Annotated in this window: 21 protein-coding genes; 7 read left to right on the top strand and 14 right to left on the bottom strand. The window is 72.2% G+C overall.

What is annotated here, in order from left to right; translation table 11 throughout:
* Nucleotides 1–79 precede the first annotated feature (79 nt).
* Nucleotides 80–877, bottom strand: a complete 798-nt coding sequence (locus ACYU8I_RS08920; RefSeq protein ID WP_460839707.1) for a DUF4118 domain-containing protein — start codon at nt 875–877, stop codon at nt 80–82.
* 97 nt (nt 878–974) lie between these two features.
* Here ACYU8I_RS08920 and ACYU8I_RS08925 point away from each other — a divergent pair, with 97 nt between their 5' ends.
* A complete protein-coding gene (locus ACYU8I_RS08925) occupies nt 975–1,658 on the top strand; it encodes a TVP38/TMEM64 family protein (protein ID WP_460839709.1) in 684 nt (227 codons plus the stop codon).
* A 514-nt stretch (nt 1,659–2,172) separates the two neighbouring features.
* Here the strand turns inward: ACYU8I_RS08925 and ACYU8I_RS08930 are convergent.
* Nucleotides 2,173–2,799 carry a hypothetical protein gene (locus ACYU8I_RS08930; RefSeq protein ID WP_460839711.1) on the bottom strand — a complete coding sequence of 209 codons (627 nt, stop codon included), beginning with the start codon at nt 2,797–2,799 and terminating at the stop codon, nt 2,173–2,175.
* A 162-nt stretch (nt 2,800–2,961) separates the two neighbouring features.
* On the opposite strand from ACYU8I_RS08930, the gene ACYU8I_RS08935 reads away from it, so the two are divergent.
* Nucleotides 2,962–3,429, top strand: a complete 468-nt coding sequence (locus ACYU8I_RS08935; RefSeq protein WP_460839712.1) for a group I truncated hemoglobin — start codon at nt 2,962–2,964, stop codon at nt 3,427–3,429.
* Between the two features lie 85 nt (nt 3,430–3,514).
* Nucleotides 3,515–3,880 carry a hypothetical protein gene (locus tag ACYU8I_RS08940; RefSeq protein WP_460839714.1) on the top strand — a complete coding sequence of 122 codons (366 nt, stop codon included), beginning with the start codon at nt 3,515–3,517 and terminating at the stop codon, nt 3,878–3,880.
* Nucleotides 3,881–4,036: 156 nt separating this feature from the next.
* Here the strand turns inward: ACYU8I_RS08940 and fdhA are convergent, their stop codons facing one another.
* From fdhA to ACYU8I_RS08980, 8 genes are all read right to left on the bottom strand, one after another.
* A complete protein-coding gene (gene fdhA / locus ACYU8I_RS08945; RefSeq protein ID WP_460839716.1) occupies nt 4,037–5,248 on the bottom strand; it encodes a formaldehyde dehydrogenase, glutathione-independent in 1,212 nt (403 codons plus the stop codon).
* A 320-nt stretch (nt 5,249–5,568) separates the two neighbouring features.
* A complete protein-coding gene (locus tag ACYU8I_RS08950; RefSeq protein ID WP_460839718.1) occupies nt 5,569–6,279 on the bottom strand; it encodes a GAF and ANTAR domain-containing protein in 711 nt (236 codons plus the stop codon).
* 192 nt (nt 6,280–6,471) lie between these two features.
* Nucleotides 6,472–7,047 carry a GNAT family N-acetyltransferase gene (locus ACYU8I_RS08955; protein WP_460839721.1) on the bottom strand — a complete coding sequence of 192 codons (576 nt, stop codon included), beginning with the start codon at nt 7,045–7,047 and terminating at the stop codon, nt 6,472–6,474.
* 62 nt (nt 7,048–7,109) lie between these two features.
* Nucleotides 7,110–7,730 carry a TetR/AcrR family transcriptional regulator gene (locus ACYU8I_RS08960; RefSeq protein WP_460839723.1) on the bottom strand — a complete coding sequence of 207 codons (621 nt, stop codon included), beginning with the start codon at nt 7,728–7,730 and terminating at the stop codon, nt 7,110–7,112.
* 173 nt (nt 7,731–7,903) lie between these two features.
* Nucleotides 7,904–8,395 (bottom strand): Hsp20/alpha crystallin family protein, encoded by a 492-nt coding sequence (locus tag ACYU8I_RS08965; RefSeq protein ID WP_460839726.1) that lies wholly within the window; start codon nt 8,393–8,395, stop codon nt 7,904–7,906.
* A 49-nt stretch (nt 8,396–8,444) separates the two neighbouring features.
* Nucleotides 8,445–9,401, bottom strand: coding sequence for an ABC transporter substrate-binding protein (locus tag ACYU8I_RS08970; RefSeq protein WP_460839729.1), 957 nt, complete (start codon nt 9,399–9,401; stop codon nt 8,445–8,447).
* Nucleotides 9,398–10,975: a BCCT family transporter gene (locus ACYU8I_RS08975; protein WP_460839733.1), complete on the bottom strand. Its 1,578-nt coding sequence runs from the start codon at nt 10,973–10,975 to the stop codon at nt 9,398–9,400. The genes ACYU8I_RS08970 and ACYU8I_RS08975 overlap by 4 nt, the downstream gene beginning before the upstream one ends.
* Nucleotides 10,976–11,073: 98 nt before the next feature.
* Nucleotides 11,074–12,045, bottom strand: coding sequence for a DMT family transporter (locus tag ACYU8I_RS08980; RefSeq protein WP_460839734.1), 972 nt, complete (start codon nt 12,043–12,045; stop codon nt 11,074–11,076).
* Between the two features lie 204 nt (nt 12,046–12,249).
* On the opposite strand from ACYU8I_RS08980, the gene ACYU8I_RS08985 reads away from it, so the two are divergent.
* The 4 genes from ACYU8I_RS08985 (at nt 12,250) to ACYU8I_RS09000 (ending at nt 14,824) form a co-directional block, all read left to right on the top strand.
* Nucleotides 12,250–12,699, top strand: coding sequence for a homocysteine S-methyltransferase family protein (locus ACYU8I_RS08985; protein ID WP_460839735.1), 450 nt, complete (start codon nt 12,250–12,252; stop codon nt 12,697–12,699).
* Nucleotides 12,696–13,160, top strand: coding sequence for a homocysteine S-methyltransferase family protein (locus ACYU8I_RS08990; protein WP_460839736.1), 465 nt, complete (start codon nt 12,696–12,698; stop codon nt 13,158–13,160). The genes ACYU8I_RS08985 and ACYU8I_RS08990 overlap by 4 nt, the downstream gene beginning before the upstream one ends.
* A 615-nt stretch (nt 13,161–13,775) precedes the next feature.
* Nucleotides 13,776–14,189: a peptidase inhibitor family I36 protein gene (locus ACYU8I_RS08995; protein WP_460839738.1), complete on the top strand. Its 414-nt coding sequence runs from the start codon at nt 13,776–13,778 to the stop codon at nt 14,187–14,189.
* A gap of 251 nt (nt 14,190–14,440) precedes the next feature.
* The gene (locus ACYU8I_RS09000; protein WP_460839740.1) at nt 14,441–14,824 is read left to right on the top strand and encodes a VOC family protein; all 384 of its coding nucleotides are present in this window, start codon (nt 14,441–14,443) and stop codon (nt 14,822–14,824) included.
* A gap of 233 nt (nt 14,825–15,057) precedes the next feature.
* On the opposite strand, the gene ACYU8I_RS09005 is transcribed toward ACYU8I_RS09000, so the two are convergent.
* From ACYU8I_RS09005 to ACYU8I_RS09020, 4 genes are all read right to left on the bottom strand, one after another.
* Nucleotides 15,058–15,816, bottom strand: a complete 759-nt coding sequence (locus tag ACYU8I_RS09005; RefSeq protein ID WP_460839742.1) for an SDR family NAD(P)-dependent oxidoreductase — start codon at nt 15,814–15,816, stop codon at nt 15,058–15,060.
* A complete protein-coding gene (locus tag ACYU8I_RS09010; protein WP_460839744.1) occupies nt 15,813–16,490 on the bottom strand; it encodes a VC0807 family protein in 678 nt (225 codons plus the stop codon). The genes ACYU8I_RS09005 and ACYU8I_RS09010 overlap by 4 nt, the downstream gene beginning before the upstream one ends.
* A 39-nt stretch (nt 16,491–16,529) precedes the next feature.
* Nucleotides 16,530–17,132 carry a TetR/AcrR family transcriptional regulator gene (locus tag ACYU8I_RS09015; RefSeq protein ID WP_460839746.1) on the bottom strand — a complete coding sequence of 201 codons (603 nt, stop codon included), beginning with the start codon at nt 17,130–17,132 and terminating at the stop codon, nt 16,530–16,532.
* Between the two features lie 70 nt (nt 17,133–17,202).
* Entirely contained in the window at nt 17,203–17,859 is a 657-nt protein-coding gene (locus tag ACYU8I_RS09020; RefSeq protein WP_460839749.1) for a hypothetical protein, read from the bottom strand.
* Between the last annotated feature and the right edge of the window lie 52 nt (nt 17,860–17,911).

Consider the following 17,911-nt stretch of genomic DNA (forward strand, 5'->3'; position numbering starts at 1 on the left):
CCCGGTGCCGTCTTGACGGCTTCTTGACACCCGCGGCGGACGCCCTGACGTGGTCTTGACACCGGCGTGACGTGGGTCGCTAGGGCGTGCGCGCGAGTGCCGCACCGAGCTGGTCGGCCAGGGCCGCCGCCACGACACGTTGGGGCGCCGTGGTCCAGGCGACCGAGGTGGTGGCGGTGACCTGGAGGACTCCCAGCACCACGCCACCACTGCGCACGGGGACCTCGAGCACGTCGCCGACCGGCAGACCGCTGCGGTCGACGTCGACGGTGCGCTCACCCCAGGTCACCGATCCGTCGGGGTGGAGCCGTGGGTGGCCGCCGGGCTGTCGCCGCCGGAAGACGCAGGAGTCAGCTCCCAGCACCTCGACGACCTGCTGCTCGACGAACGTGCCCACAGCCGCCGCCGGTGCGTCCCCCGAGGCGACCATCCGCCCTGCCCGGGTCACCCCGTCGAGGTATCCGGCCTGCCGGCCGGCGTCGCCCTGCTGCCGTCGTCCCCACAGGGCGAGCTCGCCGACCGCGAGCCCGACGACGGTCAGCACGACCACCGCCTGCAGGTCGTCGGGGTCGCTGATGGTGGGTCGCCCGTAGGGTCGGGTCAGCAGCAGGTCGAGCCAGAGCGCGGACGAGAGTGCGGCCAACGGCCCTGCTGCCCGGATCCCCGTGGCGGCCACTGCCACGACCACGAGCACGAGGACGAGGGCTGCGTTGGCCGCCTCGACGTCTTCGCGCCACGGCACGAGGGCGAGGCAGGCCAGCGGTGGCACCAGCAACGCCGCCGCGACCACCAGGCGGCGGTCGGGGCCGGTCCGGACCGCCGGCACGCGCTCGTCGGTGTCGTCCAGCGGGTCGCGCGTGCGCGTCTGGTCCTCCATCCACCCAGGGCGCCACGAACCGACCACGACGCGCCAGGGCCTTGACGCGATCCTGACGCCAGACCCGTGGATCATGACGCCCCGGCAGACTGGTGGCGTGAGCGACGACCAGGCGCCACCCCTCGGACGGCTTCCTCGGCTGCGGCTCGTCCTGCTGGTGCTCGTCCTGGGAGCCGCGGCCGCGGTCTTCGGGTTCGGCGACGTCGTCTCCGTGGCCGAGGTGCGCGCCACGGTCGACCGCGCCGGACCGCTGGCACCCGCGGCGTACGTCGTCGTCGGCGCGCTGCTGGCGGCAGTGCTCGTCCCGGGCCCGGTGCTGGCCGGGGCGAGCGGGCTGCTGTTCGGCGCCGTCCTCGGCACCGTCGTCACCCTCGGCTCGACCCTCGGCACGGCACTGGTCGCGCTGGTCGTCGGACGCGCGGCCGGGCGGGACGGCGCCCGGGCGGTGCTCGGGGTCGAGCGCGCCTCCCGCACCGAGGGGCTGCTCGAGCGCCGCGGTCTGCTCGTCGTCGCCGCGCAGCGGCTCACGCCGGGCGTGCCGGACGCCCCGATGTCGTACGCGTTCGGCGCGCTCGGCGTCCGGACCTGGCAGGTGGTGCTCGGCACGCTGGTCGGCTCCGCACCCCGCGCCTTCGCCTACACCGCCATCGGCTCGTCGCTCGACGACCCCACCTCTCCCGTCGCCATCGCCGGTGTCGTCGTCTGGCTCCTCGTCGCCGTCGTCGGCCTCGAGGTCGCCCGCCGCGCCTGGGTCCACCGCGGCCGCACCCCCGCTCCCTGAGGTGTGGGCGCAGCGAGCCCCACCGCTCCCTGAGGTGCGAGCGCAGCGAGCCCCACCGCTCCCTGAGGTGCGAGCGCAGCGAGCCCCACCGCTCCCTGAGGTGCGAGCGCAGCGAGCCACGAAGGGCGCCCCCTCGTGACACCCCGCTCGTCCCTCGCGGGCCTCCTCGGGGACCGGCACCCCACCCCCGCCCCCTGAGGTGTGGGCGCAGCGAGCCCACCCGCTCCCTGAGGTGCGAGCGCAGCGAGCCACGAAGGGCGCCCCCTCGTGACACCCCGCTCGTCCCTCGCGGGCCTCCTCGGGGACCGGCACCCCACCCCCGCTCCCTGAGGTGCGAGCGCAGCGAGCCCCACCGCTCCCTGAGGTGCGAGCGCAGCGAGCCACGAAGGGCGCCCCCTCGTGACACCCCGCTCGTCCCTCGCGGGCCTCCTCGGGGACCGGCCCTCCACCCCCGCCCCCTGAGGTGCGAGCGCAGCGAGCCACGAAGGGCGGCGGTCCGTCGCCGCAGGACCCGTCAGAACACGTAGCCGAACCGGGCCAGGTCGGTGGCGTGGGCCTGCTCGACGAGGCGGCGGGAGGGGGCGTCGTACGCCCTCCAGTAGGCACGGTCGCGGTCGGTGACGTTGGTGGGTGGCACGGCGAGGTCGAGGTCGAGCAGGTCGCGGACGTCGGTCTCGAGGTGCTCCATGCGCAGCACGACGTCGGCCTCGTCGACGTGCCCCCGGTTGACCCGACGCGGCTCGGCCGGGTCACCGACGGCCTGCGCCAGCCAGTCCGGGAACTCCAGCGTGACGGCGTCGACGATCCGGTCGACGGCGCCGGGCACCCGGTGCACCCACGAGTCGGGGTCGCGCAGCTCGTGCACCCACCGGGTGCGCGTGCGGGCGTGCTCGGCGACGTAGAAGTCGAACGGGTTGCGCGTCGTCGTCACCACCCGCAGCCCGTGGTCGGCGGGCAGCAGCCCGGCGGCGACGAGCTCCGTCACGGTGCCGTGCTTCGCGTCGACGCCGTACGTCGCCTCGCCCGCGGCCGGCACCACACGTGCGTCCCGCTGCTGCGACCACGCCGTGAGCAGCGCCGTGCTGGCCGTGCCGGGGGCCGCGGTGAGCACCAGCCCGGCCCGCCCGTCGATCAGGGCCACGTCGGCGCGGGCTCTCGAGGCGGGGTCACGCCCGACCACGTACCCGGTCGCGACCGCCTGACGAGCGGGGGGTTGTGATGCGTGTCACCTTCGTGATGGATTGGGCACGACCGAACTCGGCACCACCACCCGGTGGTGCCTCCCGAGCAGAGGGAGCAGCCCGTGACGACCACCCCCGCCGACGTCCACGTCCCCGACACCCGTCGGCTGGCACCCGAGGCCGACCCCGCGACGGCTCCCGAGCGAGCGGGGCAGGCCACGCTCTACGAGCGGCTCGGCGGCTGCTACGGCATCGCCGGCGCCGTCGACATCCTGGTCGACCGCTTATTCCAGAACGTCAAGGTCAACGCCAACGAGCGGGTCCACGAGCACCACGGCAACCCGGCCAACGCCGCCGGCTACAAGTGGCTCGTGACGTCGTGGTCGATCGAGGCCGCAGGCGGCCCGAAGTGCTACGTCGGCCACGACATGGACACCGCCCACGAGCACCTCGCCATCGACGCCGCCGGCTTCGACGCCGTCGCCAAGGAGATCGAGGCGACCCTCGACTTCGTCGGCGTCCCCGACCCCGAGCTGCGCGAGTTCATGGACATCATCGAGAGCTACCGCTCGAAGGTGGTCCAGGCCTGACCGCGGGACCCCGTGGACGCGGGTGCCAAGGAGCCCTGCCTCGCTCGCCCGTCGCCCGTCGCGCGATCCGGGGTACGGGCCGGGCATGAGCCAACGTTGGAGCCGCCTGCTGTCCGCCGCCACCGCCTCGTACGGCGGCTACGCCCTGGTCAAGCCCGACCACCTGTGGAAAGCACTCGAGGCCGACCGGGGTGAGCGTGACGGGCTCGAGCTGCTCGCGCAGAGCTTCGGGGTGCGCGACCTCGCGATCTCGACCGTCGCGCTCAAGGCGAGGTCGCCGAAGGTGGTGCGGGCGGCGATGCTGCTGCGCATCGCCATGGACCTCGGCGACGCAGCGCTGCTGTCGAGCCGGGTCAGCGACCCGCAGGTCCGCACCAAGGTCCTGGCCGTGACCCTCGGCTGGGCCAGCCTCAACGCCACCGCCGTGGCGCTGGACTCGCGCGGCGACTGAGGCACGGCGTCCGCCTCGGCCCCACATGTAGTACCCCGAAAGCCGAACAACACCAGCCCCGGAGTCCACCGCCTGTGCACCCACCTGTGCAGTGCAGCCCGGACGGCCGCCGGCGGCCGCGTGTCGAGCCGCTCCTGCACCCCCGGCGCCGACCCGTCAGGCGACCATCCCGTGGGGGTCGATGACGTACTTCCGCGCCGACCCGGCGTCGAACTCCTGGTAGCCACGGGGGGCGTCGTCGAGGCTGATGGTGGTGGCGTTGACCGCCTTGGCGATCTCGGCCCTCCCCGACAGGATCATGTTCATCAGCTGCCGGTTGTACTTCTTGACCGGGCACTGGCCGGTGACGAAGGCGTGCGACTTGGCCCAGCCCAGGCCGAGCTTGACCCCGATCTGGCCCTCCTTGGCGGCGTCGTCGACGGCCCCGGGGTCGCCGGTCACGTAGAGGCCCGGGATGCCGAGGGAGGCGCCGGCGCGCGAGATCGTCATGATGTCGTTGAGCACCGTGGCCGGGGCCTCGGCCGCACCCTCGCCGTGACCGCGGGCCTCGAAGCCCACGGCGTCGACCGCGGCGTCGACCTCCCGCTCGCCCACGACGCCCTCGATGAGGTCGACGAGGTCGTCGCCCGAGCCCAGGTCGACGGTCTCGCAGCCGAAGCTGCGGGCCTGCTCGAGCCGGTCGGCGTTCATGTCGCCGACGACCACGACGGCAGCGCCGAGCAGCTGGGCCGCGTGCGCGGCGGCCAGGCCCACCGGCCCGGCCCCGGCGACGTAGACCGTCGACCCCGTCGTCACGCCGGCGGTGTAGGCACCGTGGTAGCCGGTGGGGAAGATGTCGGAGAGCATCGTCAGGTCGAGGATCTTCTCCAGCGCCTGGTCGCGGTCGGGGAAGCGCAGCAGGTTGAAGTCGGCGTACGGCACCAGGACGTACTCCGCCTGTCCGCCGACCCAGCCACCCATGTCGACGTAGCCGTACGCCGCTCCGGCGCGGGCGGGGTTGACGTTGAGGCAGATGCCGGTCTTGCCCTCGTTGCACATGCGGCAGCGGCCGCACGCGATGTTGAAGGGCACCGAGCAGATGTCGCCCTCGCCGACGAAGAGCACGTCGTCGCCGACCTCGACGACCTCGCCGGTGATCTCGTGGCCGAGCGACTGCCCGACCGGCGCGGTCGTGCGGCCGCGCACCATGTGCTGGTCGGAGCCACAGATGTTGGTGGTGACGAGCCTGAGGATCGCGGCGTGGGGGGCGGCCCGCTTGATGCCGAAGTGGTCCGCGACCTCGCGGGGGATCTCCAGCGCGGGGTAGTCGACCGACTCCACGGCGACCTCTCCCGGGCCCTTGTAGACGACGACGCGGTTTCCACTCATGGCTGCGCTCCTAGCGCTCGCACCGTTGCGAGCTGGTGGGGTCTCGCCACTCTGCTCCCCGGTCGGGGGCCTGTCCAGGGTCGTCGCGACCTAGACCAGCGGGGCCGGTCCGCCCCGTCCACGTGACAAGGGTTGGGCACAACTGATGTGCTCCCTCCTGTCGCGCCACCCGCCCCTCGTCCCCCGCGGGGAGCACGACGGGCGAGCAGAGCCCCGTCGTGCCTGCGGGTGGTGCGCGTCGTGGCGCCGCCGTGGAAGGCGGCGCCACCTGGCCCCGGGGCTCCCCCGACCCGGGGCCGGGCAGACCTCCGTGCTCGACCTCAGGGCGTGAGGTAGTCGCCGGCCTGGTGCTGCTCGAGGAGCCTCCGGGCCACGGTCGAGAGCTTGGTGTTGCTCTGCTGCGAGATCGTCACGAGCATCTCGAAGGCCGCCTTGTCGTCGATGCGGTACGCCGCCATGACGAGCCCGACGGCCTGTCCGATCATGGTGCGGCTGTCGATGGCGTTCTCGAGCTGCTCGAACTTCTCGACCGTCGCCGTCGCGAGCGCGCTGCTGGCCGCGAAGGCCCGGGCGACCTCAAGGTCACGGCGGTCGAAGGCGTCGGGCCGTCCTGAGTAGAGGTTGAGCGCACCGCTGCGGGTCTGGTCGCCGAACATCGGCACGCACAGCATGCTGCGGACCCCCAGCCGCGACCACGCGAGCGGTGACCACTGCCGCCACCGCGTCTCCGCGGTGAGGTCGACCACCCGCACCACGTCGTGCTGCTCCGCCGCGTCGACACAGGGGCCCTGCTCGAGCTCGGACTGCAGGTCGTCGCCCTGGCGGGCCACGTCGCTGCTGCTCGTCACCGTGCGCACGCCGTCGCGGGTCGTCATGGTGATGCCGGCGTGGTCGCACCTCGGCAGCAGCCGCACCGCGAGGTCGACGATCGCGCGCAGGTCGGCGTCGCCCCAGGCCGGGGAGTCGTCGCGCTGGGCGACGAGCTCACCGATCCTCGTGCGGACCGCGTCCGCGGACTTCTCGGTGGTCACGGGGCCGATCCTAGTGCGACCGGACGCGCCCCCTCCGGTCCCGGGTGCACCCGGCGCCGGCGGCGGCCCACGGCTGCGTGGCTGAACCGTGGGCCGCCTCGGCGTGGCGGTGCTCGCGAACCAACCACCCCGCCTGGTGGAGCCATGCCCCCGCTGCGGGGGCCACATGCGTCACCGACCCACCCGAGTCGGTCAGGCCAGGGTCCGACGCACCACGACCCGGGGGAAGCCGCCGGACACGGCGTCGGTGCGGCTCACGAGGGTGAAGCCGGCACGCTCGAACTGCTGCCGGGTGCCGACGTAGGCCATCGTCAGGTCGACCCTCTCGCCGCGGTTGTCGACGGGGTAGCCCTCGGCCGCCGGCGCGCCCCGCTCGGCGGCGTACGCCACAGCACCCTCGATCAGGTGGTGGGCGATGCCCCGGCCACGGTGGCCCGGTCGCACCCGCACGCACCACAGCGACCACACCGGCAGGTCGTCGACCTGCGGGATCTTGCGCGACCGGGCGAACGGCAGCTCGGAGCGGGGTGCCACCGCGGCCCACCCGACGACGGTGCCGTCGGCGTCGTACCCCAGCACGCCGGGCGCGACGTCGCGCTCGACCAGCCGGCGCACGTGCTCGCCACGCTCGGGCCCGACCAGCGAGCGGTTCGTCGCGGAGTCGAGGCGGTGGCTGAGGCACCAGCAGACGGAGGACGTCGGGTTCCTGGGCCCGAGCATCGACGCCACGTCGTCGAAGTCGGTCGCCGCGCGCACGGTCACGTCCATCCGCAGACGCTAGCGACCGCCGAGCCCTCCCGGAATCCTCCGGCGCGGGAGCGACCGGTGCGTCAGCGGGACGCGATCAGGCTGGTGACGCCGGCGACCAGGACGGCGTGCACGCGGTCGAGCTCGAGGCCGCGGACCACGTGCAGCGTCTCGATGGACTCGGACTGGCAGAGCAGGTCGATCGCCTCGGCGACCCCGTCGCGGGGCCCACCGGACGGGTCGACGAGCTCGTCGGCGAACTGCTCGTCCACCAACGTCCGCAGCTGGTGGCGACGCTGGACGACGATCTCGGCGAGCCGCGGCGCCTGCTGGGCCGCCGCCACGGCCACCCGCGCCGTCGGCGCCATCACCTGGTGCACCTGCACGCGGTGCGCGACGAACCGGTCGATCCGCTCGGGCAGCGACCCCTGGCCCACGTCGACGAGGGAGAAGGAGTGCTCGAGGGAGCCGTAGCGGTGTCGCAGGTAGCTCGTCAGGAGCTGCTCGCGGTCCGGGAAGTAGCGGTAGATCGAGCGCAGCGAGATTCCCGACCGTGCGGCGAGCTCCTCCGACGACGGGTTCGCCCGTCCCTCGAGGAAGAGGCTGTGGACCGCCTCCAGGACCGTGTCGAGGTTGCGGAGCCTGCGCTGTGTGCGCCCGTCGTGGCTCTCGGTCTGGTCACCCGGCACCATCGGTCGTGTCACGGTTGAAACTGTAACGATCGTGGTCTCTCGAATTGAGCGCAACTCACCAATACGGCCCACGAGTGTCCGGTCGCGACCCGCGCCCCGGAGTCGTCATCACGGTGACCGGGCACGCGACCGGCCGCCCCCCGTGCGCCGACCAGGTCACCCACCCGGCGCGGTACGGCGCGCGGCTAGCGCAGCCGGTGGGGCGTGCCGGTGTCGGTACGGTCGGCCAGGGCGATGCGCGAGCCCGGACCCGACGCGGCCGCACCCCGCACGACCACCTCGACGACACCGTTCTCGACGGTCGCCTCCACGTCGTCCTCCGCCACCGAGTCGGGCAGCGTGATGACGCGTCGGAACTCGCCGATGTAGCGCTCGCGGACGTAGAAGTCGCCCTCGTCGCCCGCGGCCGGCCGGGTGCCCGACACGGTGAGCACGCCGTGGTTGAGGTGCAGGCTGACGTCGTCGGGACGCACCCCGGCGAGCTCGATGCGGATGACGAGGTCGTCGCCGCGGGCCAGGATGTCGGTCGTGGGCACCCAGGCCGAGGCGTGGGTGCGCTCGGCGGCCTCGTGGCCCCGGTCGGGCGCCCCGTGCATGCCGAGCGACCGCATCCGGCCGAGCTCGCTGAAGTAGTCGGTGACGCCCTCGAAGGGGTTGCGGTGCTGGCCGTCGGTCATGGGGGCTCCTGCGGTCGAGAGGCGGTGGCGAGGCGGTGGCGAGGTGTGGTCAGTCCAGGTCGAGGGGCCGGTCGAGGTCGACCGAGCGGAGGAACTCGCGGGCGACGTCGGCCTCGTCGCGTCCGTCGGTCACCTCGGCGTTCATGCCCACCACAGCCTCCTCGGTGAGCTCGCGGTTGACCGTGTCGACCACCTCGAGGAAGGCGTCGGCATCGATGCGCTCGAGCTTCGGCTCGCCGACGACCATCACGACGTTCTGCGAGCCGAAGAGCCGCTCGGGGTCCTCCAGCAGCTGGTAGCGACCGCTCGCCAGCTGCGGGTCGGTGGTGAAGGCGTCGACCACGTCGACCGCGCCGTCGTCCAGGGCGGCGTACTGCTCCCCCAGCGGGACCGCCTCGAAGGCGAGGTCGTCGAGGCCGTAGACGTCCTGCAGCCCCCGCAGGCCGAGGTCGAGGTCCTCGAACTCGGGCCGCGCCCCCAGCGTGATCGGCTCGCCGTCGACGCCCCGGGCGTCGGCGAGGTCGGCGATCGAGGTCAGCTGGTTGTCGCGGGCAAACTCCAGGGTGGTGGCGAGCGCGTCCTTGTTCTCGTACGGCGTCATCTCGCTCATCACCATGTCCTGGGTGGCGTAGAAGTCCTGCGCGGCGGCGTAGGTCTCCTCGGGGTCGAGCCCGGAGACGTCCTCCCCCGCCACGACCGACAGCACGGTGCCGGTGTAGGCGACGTAGCCGTCGATCTGCTGGGCGGCGAGGGCGTCGTCGAGGTCCTCGGCCGGTCCGACCCCCTTGCGGAGGTCGACGGCGTACCCGTTGACCGCGAGCGCCTGGCGCCAGAGCTCGCCGAGGATGCGCCCCTCGGGGAACTCCTGGGTGCCGAGCCGGATCCGCAGCGACGCACCCTGCGGCTGCTGCGAGGCGTCGGGGCTCTCGTCGGTGCCGCACGCGACGAGGAGCCCGCTCCCGAGCAGCAGCGCGAGTGCCGCACCGGCACCGGCCCGGCGCCTCACGAGGTCTCCGCCGACGCGGCCGTGGACTCCGGGTCCTGGCGCACCTCGAGGGTCGAGTCGACCTGCTCCACGGTCTCCCGGGTCTCTTGCCGCAGGGCCTTCACCCAGCACCAGGCCACGCCGACGATGACGAACGTGAACGGCACCGAGCCCAGCACCGCCGCCTGCTGGAGCGCCTGCAGGCCGCCGACGAGCAGCATCGCGCAGGCGATGCCGCCCATGAGGACGCCGAGGACCACGACCACGACCCTCGACGGCTCGATCGATCCGCGCGAGGCCATCGTCGCCATCACCACGGCGGCCGCGTCGGCGCCGGAGATGAAGAACAGTGCGATCAGCACGATGCACAGCGCCGAGCTGACGACCGGCAGCGGAAGGGCGTCGAGCGCGGTGAAGAGCGACAGCTCGGGCGTGGCCAGCGACCCGAGGATGTCGGCCGCGCCGGTGCGTTGCAGCTCGATGCCGGTGCCGCCGACCACGGCGAACCAGACGAAGCCGAAGCCCGTGGGGGCGGCGACCACGCCGAGGACGAACTCACGGATGGTGCGCCCGCGCGAGATCCGCGCGACGAACATGCCGACGAACGGCGCCCAGGAGATCCACCACGCCCAGTAGAAGATCGTCCAGCTCGCCATCCACTGCTCGTCGCCGACGCCGGTCTGCAGCGACATCGGGACCACCTGCAGCACGTAGTCGCCGATGGACTCGATGCCGTTGGAGATCACGAGCACGGTCGCGCCGCCCACGACGAGGAAGAAGACGAACAGTCCGATGGTGGCCACCGCACCCAGGTTGGCCAGGAAGTTGATGCCGCGCTCGACGCCGGACGTGGCCGACAGCAGGAACAGCGCGGTCACCACGACGATGATGACGACCGCGACGACGTCGGACTTGGGCACGCCGAAGAGGTAGTCGAGGCCGCTGTTGAGCTGCAGGCCGTTGAGCCCGAGCGCGGTCGCCGTGCCGAAGATCGTCGCTGCGATCGCCAGTGCGTCGATGAGGCGTCCGAGCGGCTTCTCGTGCGCTCGGGGACCGAGCACCGGGGTGAAGGTCGCGCTGACCAGCACCGGCTGCCCCCGCCGGTAGGCGAAGTACGCCATCGCGCCGCCGAGGATGGCGTACATCGCCCAGCCGTTGAAGCCCCAGTGGAAGTAGGTGTAGCGCAGCGCCGTCAGCGCCGCCTCCTGGGACTGCGGCTGCGCCTCGCCGTGCGGGGGCGCCGACCAGTGGGTGACCGGCTCGGCCACGCCGTAGAAGAGCAGACCCGCCCCGAGGCCCGCGGCGAACATCATCGAGACCCAGGAGAAGGTGCTGAACTCGGGACGCGAGCTGTCAGGACCGAGGCGCACCCGGCCCCACGACGGGTGGACGACGAGCACGACGCACAGCAGCAGGGCTGCGAAGGCGATCAGCACGAAGGCCCAGCCGAATTTGCCGATCACCCACCCGAGCGACGAGGACATCACGCTGCCCAGGGACGTCGGCGCGACGAGACCCCACAGCACGAAGGCGGCGATGAGCGAGGCCGACCCCCAGAACACGGCGGGGTCGACACCCTTGAGGTAGCGCGACACATTCTCTCCCAAGACAATCGGCGTGATCGGGAATGGAGCGGCAACGTACCCCAGTCACGGTGCTGCACGCGCCCGCGTCCTGTCGAGGGTGGTGTGCCCTAGTGAGGGGCCGCCGGGCGGACGGGGCCGCGCGAGGACCGCAGGCCGAGCGCCGCGACGGCGGAGAGGATGAGCAGCACGCCGAGGGCCGTGGCCGCGGTCAGGCGCTGGCCGAGCAGCGCGACGGCGAGGAGCACGGCGACCACGGGCTCGAGCAGCGTGGCCACGACCGCGACGCGCGCGTCGACCGTCCTGAGCGCGACGAAGAAGACGATGTAGGCCAGCGACATGGTGACGGCTCCGAGGTAGACGACCAGCAACCACGTCACGACGTCGTCGGTCCAGAGCGGACGGTCCGAGGCCGTGGCACCCGCCATCCCGAGCCCCACCAGGACCAGCGCCGCGACCGTGGTCGTCGCGATCGCCACGCTCGCGCCGTCCTCAGTCCGGAGGGCCGCGGCCGACTCGGCGGCGAGGGCGAAGGCGGTGCCCGACGCCAGCGCGAGCAGCACCCCGAGGGCGGGACGCGTGCCGGAGTCCGACGAGACCCCCAGGCACACGCAGAGGAGTCCGGCCAGCGCCGTGACGACCGCCGCGACCTCGTGCCGGGGCGGCAGCGACCTCGTCCGGCACGCGTGGACGAGCTGCGTCAGGACCGGAGGCCACCCGAGCGCGAGGATGGTGGCGACGGTGACGCCGACCCACAGCACGGCGACCGAGAAGCAGCTGACGAACACGCCGCTCAGGACCCCGATGAGCACCACCCGCGACGAGCTCCTGTGGGCGAGGGACCACGTCCTCCGTCGCACGCGGGCGCGCAGCAGCACGGCGGCGAAGACCAGCAGCGCGACCACGGCCCGGTAGCCCGTCACGGCCCACGGCGACAACCCCGACCGCGTCTCCACCACGTCGAGGGTGGGTCCGATGGTCCCCCAGACGACGCCGGCGACCGCCACCAGCAGGGTGCCCGAGGCGGCGTAGCCGTCTCGACGCGGTGCGGACCGCTGCCGTGCGCGACTCGGGAGGACCATCCGCATCGCCTCCTGGGGGTCGGGCGCGACGACGCGGGACCGCCGCCCGGGGAGTCTGTCAGCACCTGTCGCCGCCGCGGCCGATCACCCTGCGGCGGGCGCACCTGTCCGTGGTCAGCTCGCCGGGGCTCGCGGTGTAGTCCGCGAGCGACGACCTGTCCGCGGACCCTCGCCCCCGACGACCCGCGGGCCCACCGTCGCAGCATGGCGGCGACACGTCTGACCGACGGTGGGCTCGAGACGACGCTCATCTTCGAGCGCGGCCTCGAGCTGCCGCTCTTCGCCGCCTTCCCGCTGCTCACCTCGAGCGAGGGCCGGGCGACGCTCGAAGCGTACTGGGAGCCCTTCCTCGACCTCGCGCGCGCACGCGGAGCGGGCTTCGACGTCGACACGCCGACGTGGCGCGCCAGTCGCGACTGGGGCGAGCACCTGGGGCACGACGCCGCTGCGCTGCGGGAGACCAACATCGCTGCGGCCGGCTCCGCCCGGTCCCTGGCCGAACGCGTGCCAGGCGAACGGGTCACCGGTGTGGTCGGCCCCCGCGGCGACGGCTACGTCGTCGGCGAGGTCATGACTGCCGCCGAGGCCGCGACCTACCACGGGCCCCAGGTGGGGCCCTCGCCGCCGGCGGAGCCGACCAGGTGGCGACCATGACGCTCGGGTACGTCGACGAGGCCGTCGGCATCGCTCGTGCGTGCTCGGCGGTCGACATCGCACTGGTCGTCTCGTACACGGTCGAGACCGACGGTCGGCTGCCCGACGGCACGCCGTTGCGTGCGGCCGTGGAGCGGACCGAGGCCGAGACCGATGCATCGCCCGCGGGCTACATGGTCAACTGCGCCCACGCCACCCATCTCGACGGCGCGCTCACCGAGGGGCCGTGGCTCGACCGTGTCGTGGGTCTTCGTGCCAACGCCTCCGCGCTGAGCCACGCCGAGCTCGACGCCGCCACCGACCTCGACCCCGGCGACCCCGACGATCTCGCCCGTCGCTACCGCGACCTGCTCGAGGTCCTCCCCCACCTCGACCTCGTCGGTGGGTGCTGCGGCACCGGCCTGGCGCACGTCGCCGCCATCGCGGACACCTGCCTCCCTGGGGGCGGGCCCGCCCTCTGAGACGCCACTGCTCGCGGGAGGCGACCCTCACGTGTACGACGAACCGCCGGACGACGAACCGCAGGTGGGAGGCAGCCACCAACACGCGGTGGAACTACTTCTGACCTGCGGTTCCTCGGTCGGGCTGACAGGACTTGCACCTGCGACCCCTCGACCCCAGGCCGCCTCGGCGGCATCTCCAGTTGTCACAGCGAGATGCGTACGGCGATATTGGTGCAGGTCAGCCGCTGGTTGGCGCTGATCATGCTCCGTGGCGTAACGCCGAGTGGACTCGCGAATCCCTCATGGGTGGTAGTCAGATCGGCAGTCAGACCGCTTCAGTCAACAGGTCGCGGTCCCGCGGCCGGAGACCCACACCCTCCGGTGACGATGCGACCCTCAGCAGTCCCATGGACGACGGTGGCTACCTACCCACCTGATCGCCGCAGAGGCCAGGTGAGACGGCACCCCACACTGCGCCTCCGCCCGACCGTCTTCCTCGTCCTCCTCTACTGACGCGCAACCCGTTCCACGGCGCCCCGCTTGCGTGGCGGGTATCCGCCGGGCCCTTGCGCCACTTCGGGTGCAGGCATCTACTCGCTGAGGGGCCCTGCCATCGGGGGCAGCGCCGGAGACATGTTGGAGAAGTTCATGAACGCTCGACGCAGCGCAGCTTGGATGATGGCGGCCGCGACCGTGGTCGCCAGCACAACCGTCGTGTCACCCGCACAGGCGGACACCGATCAGTGCGACAGCGGGCAGATGTGCTTCTGGCACAACCAGAGCTACGGCGGTCGTTTCTTCTACCGCACCAGCAGCGATGGTGATCTCGGAGGTGACTCGGACGAGGCGCACGCGCTCTACAACCGCACGAGCAAGAACTGGATCGTCTACGACGACAAGAACTTCGACAGCTCCGATCGCCGCTTCTGCGTCCGGCCCGGCCGCCGCGTAGCCGACCTCGGCAACAGCTCGTTGAAGTTCGGCGACAAGATCAGCTCAGCGAAGAAGCTGACTGGTGGTTGCCCCGCAGAGATCCCCGTCATCTAGTTCGCAATCGCGGTAGCGCGTGGCTCCAGCCTGACCGAGCGCCCGCCGAGGTGAGCTGGCTGCACGCCGGCGCGCTGAGCACGTCAGAGGCAGTCACGGGCGACGAGAGGGCCGGTGACAACTCCGTCCAGGACGCCTCGGTTTGCCACGTTGGATGGTGCCCAGTGGGCTCGCGGGGCGCGCGCAGGCGTAGGCCAGGACAGAGAGCGCGTCGAGTGCGGGCCCTGACCCAGCCGACGAGGCGTGGCATCGTGGTCGATGTGGAACGAGTCACTGGCATCGGCGGCATCTTCTTCACAGCAGATGACCCCGAGCGTCTGACGGCCTGGTATGCCGAGCACCTCGGCGTCGATGCTCCGCCAGAGTCCTACGAGGAGTCCTCGTGGCGCCAGACCGCAGGTGCGACTGTGCTTGCTCCCATGCCCATCGGGTCCGACTACTTCGGTCACGCCGCGCAGCAGTGGGCCATCAACTTCCGCGTCCGAGACCTGGACGCGATGGTGGCGCAGCTGCGGGCCCGCGGCGTCGAGGTGTCGGTGCACGCCAAGTCCTACCCGAACGGTCGATTCGGCGACCTCGAAGACCCGGAGGGCAACCCGATCCAGCTGTGGCAACCGGCGGGACCTGACGCGTAGCGAACCGCGCTGCCAGAATGCTGTGCCCCGAGTGACGCGTTGCTCGATTCCAGGTGACGCTGCAACAACCGTCGTCGCGCTGGTTCGTCGTGCCACGGTACGGCCCTATGCGTCGAGGGCCACGTCGAGGAGGGTTGTTCGTGGCGGCGAGCTTCGCCCCGGGTGGTTGTCACCCGGCCTGTGGCGGCTCAGCGGATGCGCGCCCGCCTACGGCGACCAGCGCTGACGTCCTGTCACGGCGTCTTCTGCATGGCGGAGACGATCGGCTCGGGCACGACGGTTGGCGACGCGCCCGCCTCGAGGACGACGACCTGTCCCGTCCCGTGCTGGTCCGTGAGCAGGGCGATGACCGAGTGAGCGACGTCCGCGGCGTCGAGCACGGGCAGGTCGAGCCTGAGCAGCCTCGCGGCGTCGACGAGCGGGGTGTCGACGAGCGAGGGACAGACGGCGCTGATGCGGATCCCGGGGTGGGCCGGGGCGAGCGACCGGACGAGCCCGACCAGGGCGTGCTTCGACGCGGCGTACACCGGGTCTGTCGGACTGCCGATGACTCCGGCCAGGCTCGACGTCACGACGACGGAGGCGCCGCCGGGCAGGCATGACCTCGTTAGTGCAGGCAGCGCGGCCGCGAACACCGACATGGCCGCCATGACGTTGGTGACCAGGACGTCCCGGGCGCGGTCGAGATCGAGGCCGTCGACCACCGGGCCGGGCCCTGCCCGGCCTGCGTTGAGGTGGAGGTGGTCGAGGGTCCCCGTCGGCGAGCTGGCCGCTCGGACCGCCTCGACGGCTCCCTCGGGTGTCGACACGTCCGCAACCACGCCGCGGGGACAGGTGCCAGCACGTCCGAGGTCGGCCACGGCTCCGGCGACGGCCTGGCTGTCGACATCGGCGATGGTGACCTCCATGCCTCGATCAGTCATCGACCGGGCCACGGCGAGACCGATCCCGGAAGCCCCGCCTGTCACGAGGGCGGACGCCCCCGCGGTCACGCCCCGACCCCCTTCCCGGGCTTGGCCGGGTAGTCCGCGGAGCCCGGGACCAGTCCCGCCGAGCGGCTGTAGAGGACGCTGACGAGCAGGAGCAGGACGATGAGCGCGCCGTACTGCACGGCGTTGACGACGGGCACGACGTCGACGGGCAGCGCGTAGGCGATGACGACCCTGACGGCCGCGTCGAGCATCATCCCGACGCCCCAGATCACGGTGTGGACGCGCATGCCGCGACGGAACGCGGGCGAGCGTCCCCAGCACTCCTCCCAGAGTCCGCGCTCGACCGCGCCCATGAAGGTGGTGCAGAAGGTGAAGATGAAGGGCCGGGCGTTCCGCAGGGTGACGAGGATCCAGATGCCGACCGCGAGCGTGATCACGGCGTCGCGTGCCAGCGCGAAGCGGGCGTCGCCGGTGATCAGCGACGTGGCGACGGTGAGCACGATGACCGACAGCGTGAGTCCAGCCAGGGCGTCGACCGCCCGGTGGCGGACGACGACGTACAGCCCGTGCGCAGCGGGCGCCACCCCGCCACCGAGGAGGGCGAGCACCTGACCCACCCCGACGGCTCGGAGCAGGTAGTAGATGACGACCGGTGCGACGAGATCGATGGCGACGGCCGCCCAGGTCGACTGGCCGCCGGCATCAGGGTGCTCCGGGGTCGAGGTGCGACTCATGCTGGGTCCTCCTGTCGGACGGGGTCGTGATGGAGCTGCTCACGCGACGACGGCACGGGTGAAGGTCTCCACCAGCTCGTCGGCGTAGGCAGCCATGTCGAGGTCGGGCTGCACGGCCAGCTGCGGCGTCACGGCGTCGATCGCGGCCCGGATCGTCCGGGCCATCACGCGGGGGTCGAAGTCGCGCAGCTCGTCCGCCGCCTGCCCCGCACGCAGCAGGGCCTCGAGCGGTCCGACGACGGAGCCGACCTGGGTCTCGTCGTAGGCGAGTCGGCCGTGCTCGTCGCGGAACGACACGAAGATCTCGTTGAGCACCTGCACCTGGTCACGTCGGTCGGCCAGGAACGCGAGGTTGCCGCGGACGTACGCCGCCAACCGCCCGACGTGGTCGGGAGCAGCCTCGACGAGCCGCGCGATCTCCTCGCCCGCACCGGTGTAGGTCTGCTCGACCACCGCACGGACGAGCGTGTCCTTGGTGCCGAAGTGGTAGAGCACTACGCCCTTGCTCACCCCGACCGCCTCGGCGATGCGCGCCACCGAGGCCCGGGCGAAGCCCACCTGCGCGATGGTCTCGACCGTCGCGTCCACGATCTGCTGCCGGCGCTCACGCTCGATCCTGCTCAGCCCGTTCTCTGACCGCATGGTCAGACTTTATCCGAGCGGTTAGGTTTTTATCAACCATCCTCGCGAGCTGTCGACCGACTCCCGACGTTCACGACCAGCGCGGCAGCTCCGGGAGCTCCATGCCGTCGGCTCCCTCTCCGTAGGCCAGCCAGCCGGCCAAGAGCTCGCGGGTGCCGTGCACGTTCCTCCCGCCACCGTGGACGGTCCAGTCGTCGCCCTCCACCGTGGTCAGGGTCAGGCCGGGGACACCGTCGGTGAAGTCGAGGCGCCGGACCAGGGCATCGAGCGCGTCGCGCACCGAGTCCGGGTCTGCCTCGTCCAGTGACCACAGCGAGCTGACCGCCTCGTTGGCCAGCACGACCTCGGCCACACGCTGCGGCACCACCTGGTGCGGTCGCAGGTCCATGCCCGCGTAGGTGACCACTGCGTCCGGTCCCAGGTCGCCGAGCTGCTTGGCCGCCTCGACGAATGCACGGTGCGAGGCGCGGAAGCGGGCGCGTTCGTCGCCGTCGTTCGGACCACGGTCCGGCGCCGGCTGATCGAGGGCGGCGTACATGGCGTCGGCGAGGGCCACACCCTTGTCGGCCAGCTGCCCGACCACCTCGCGCCGAGGTGTGCCGTGGGCCGTGTCTGCGTCGAGCCGCTCGTCGCCCATCATCGAGATGACCGTGTCCAACATGTCGGTCTCGCGGCCGAGCCGCGACAGTGTCGAGGGCAGCATGGACTGGTGGGTCGTCGACGTCATCGGTTCTCCTTGGTCGAGGTCATGGCGGGTCCTTTCACGCAGGTCAGGTGGG

This window comes from Nocardioides marmoraquaticus (genome assembly GCF_054777915.1).

Coding starts and splice junctions, on each gene's coding strand:
- ACYU8I_RS08965 (WP_460839726.1), bottom strand. CDS start 8,395: ATGACCGACGGCCAGCACCGCAACCCCTTCGAGGGCGTCACCGACTAC.
- ACYU8I_RS09010 (WP_460839744.1), bottom strand. CDS start 16,490: ATGAGTCGCACCTCGACCCCGGAGCACCCTGATGCCGGCGGCCAGTCG.
- ACYU8I_RS08990 (WP_460839736.1), top strand. CDS start 12,696: ATGACGCTCGGGTACGTCGACGAGGCCGTCGGCATCGCTCGTGCGTGC.
- ACYU8I_RS08920 (WP_460839707.1), bottom strand. CDS start 877: ATGGAGGACCAGACGCGCACGCGCGACCCGCTGGACGACACCGACGAG.
- fdhA (WP_460839716.1), bottom strand. CDS start 5,248: ATGAGTGGAAACCGCGTCGTCGTCTACAAGGGCCCGGGAGAGGTCGCC.
- ACYU8I_RS08995 (WP_460839738.1), top strand. CDS start 13,776: ATGTTGGAGAAGTTCATGAACGCTCGACGCAGCGCAGCTTGGATGATG.
- ACYU8I_RS08985 (WP_460839735.1), top strand. CDS start 12,250: ATGGCGGCGACACGTCTGACCGACGGTGGGCTCGAGACGACGCTCATC.
- ACYU8I_RS09015 (WP_460839746.1), bottom strand. CDS start 17,132: ATGCGGTCAGAGAACGGGCTGAGCAGGATCGAGCGTGAGCGCCGGCAG.
- ACYU8I_RS08955 (WP_460839721.1), bottom strand. CDS start 7,047: ATGGACGTGACCGTGCGCGCGGCGACCGACTTCGACGACGTGGCGTCG.
- ACYU8I_RS08980 (WP_460839734.1), bottom strand. CDS start 12,045: ATGGTCCTCCCGAGTCGCGCACGGCAGCGGTCCGCACCGCGTCGAGAC.
- ACYU8I_RS09020 (WP_460839749.1), bottom strand. CDS start 17,859: ATGACGTCGACGACCCACCAGTCCATGCTGCCCTCGACACTGTCGCGG.
- ACYU8I_RS08940 (WP_460839714.1), top strand. CDS start 3,515: ATGAGCCAACGTTGGAGCCGCCTGCTGTCCGCCGCCACCGCCTCGTAC.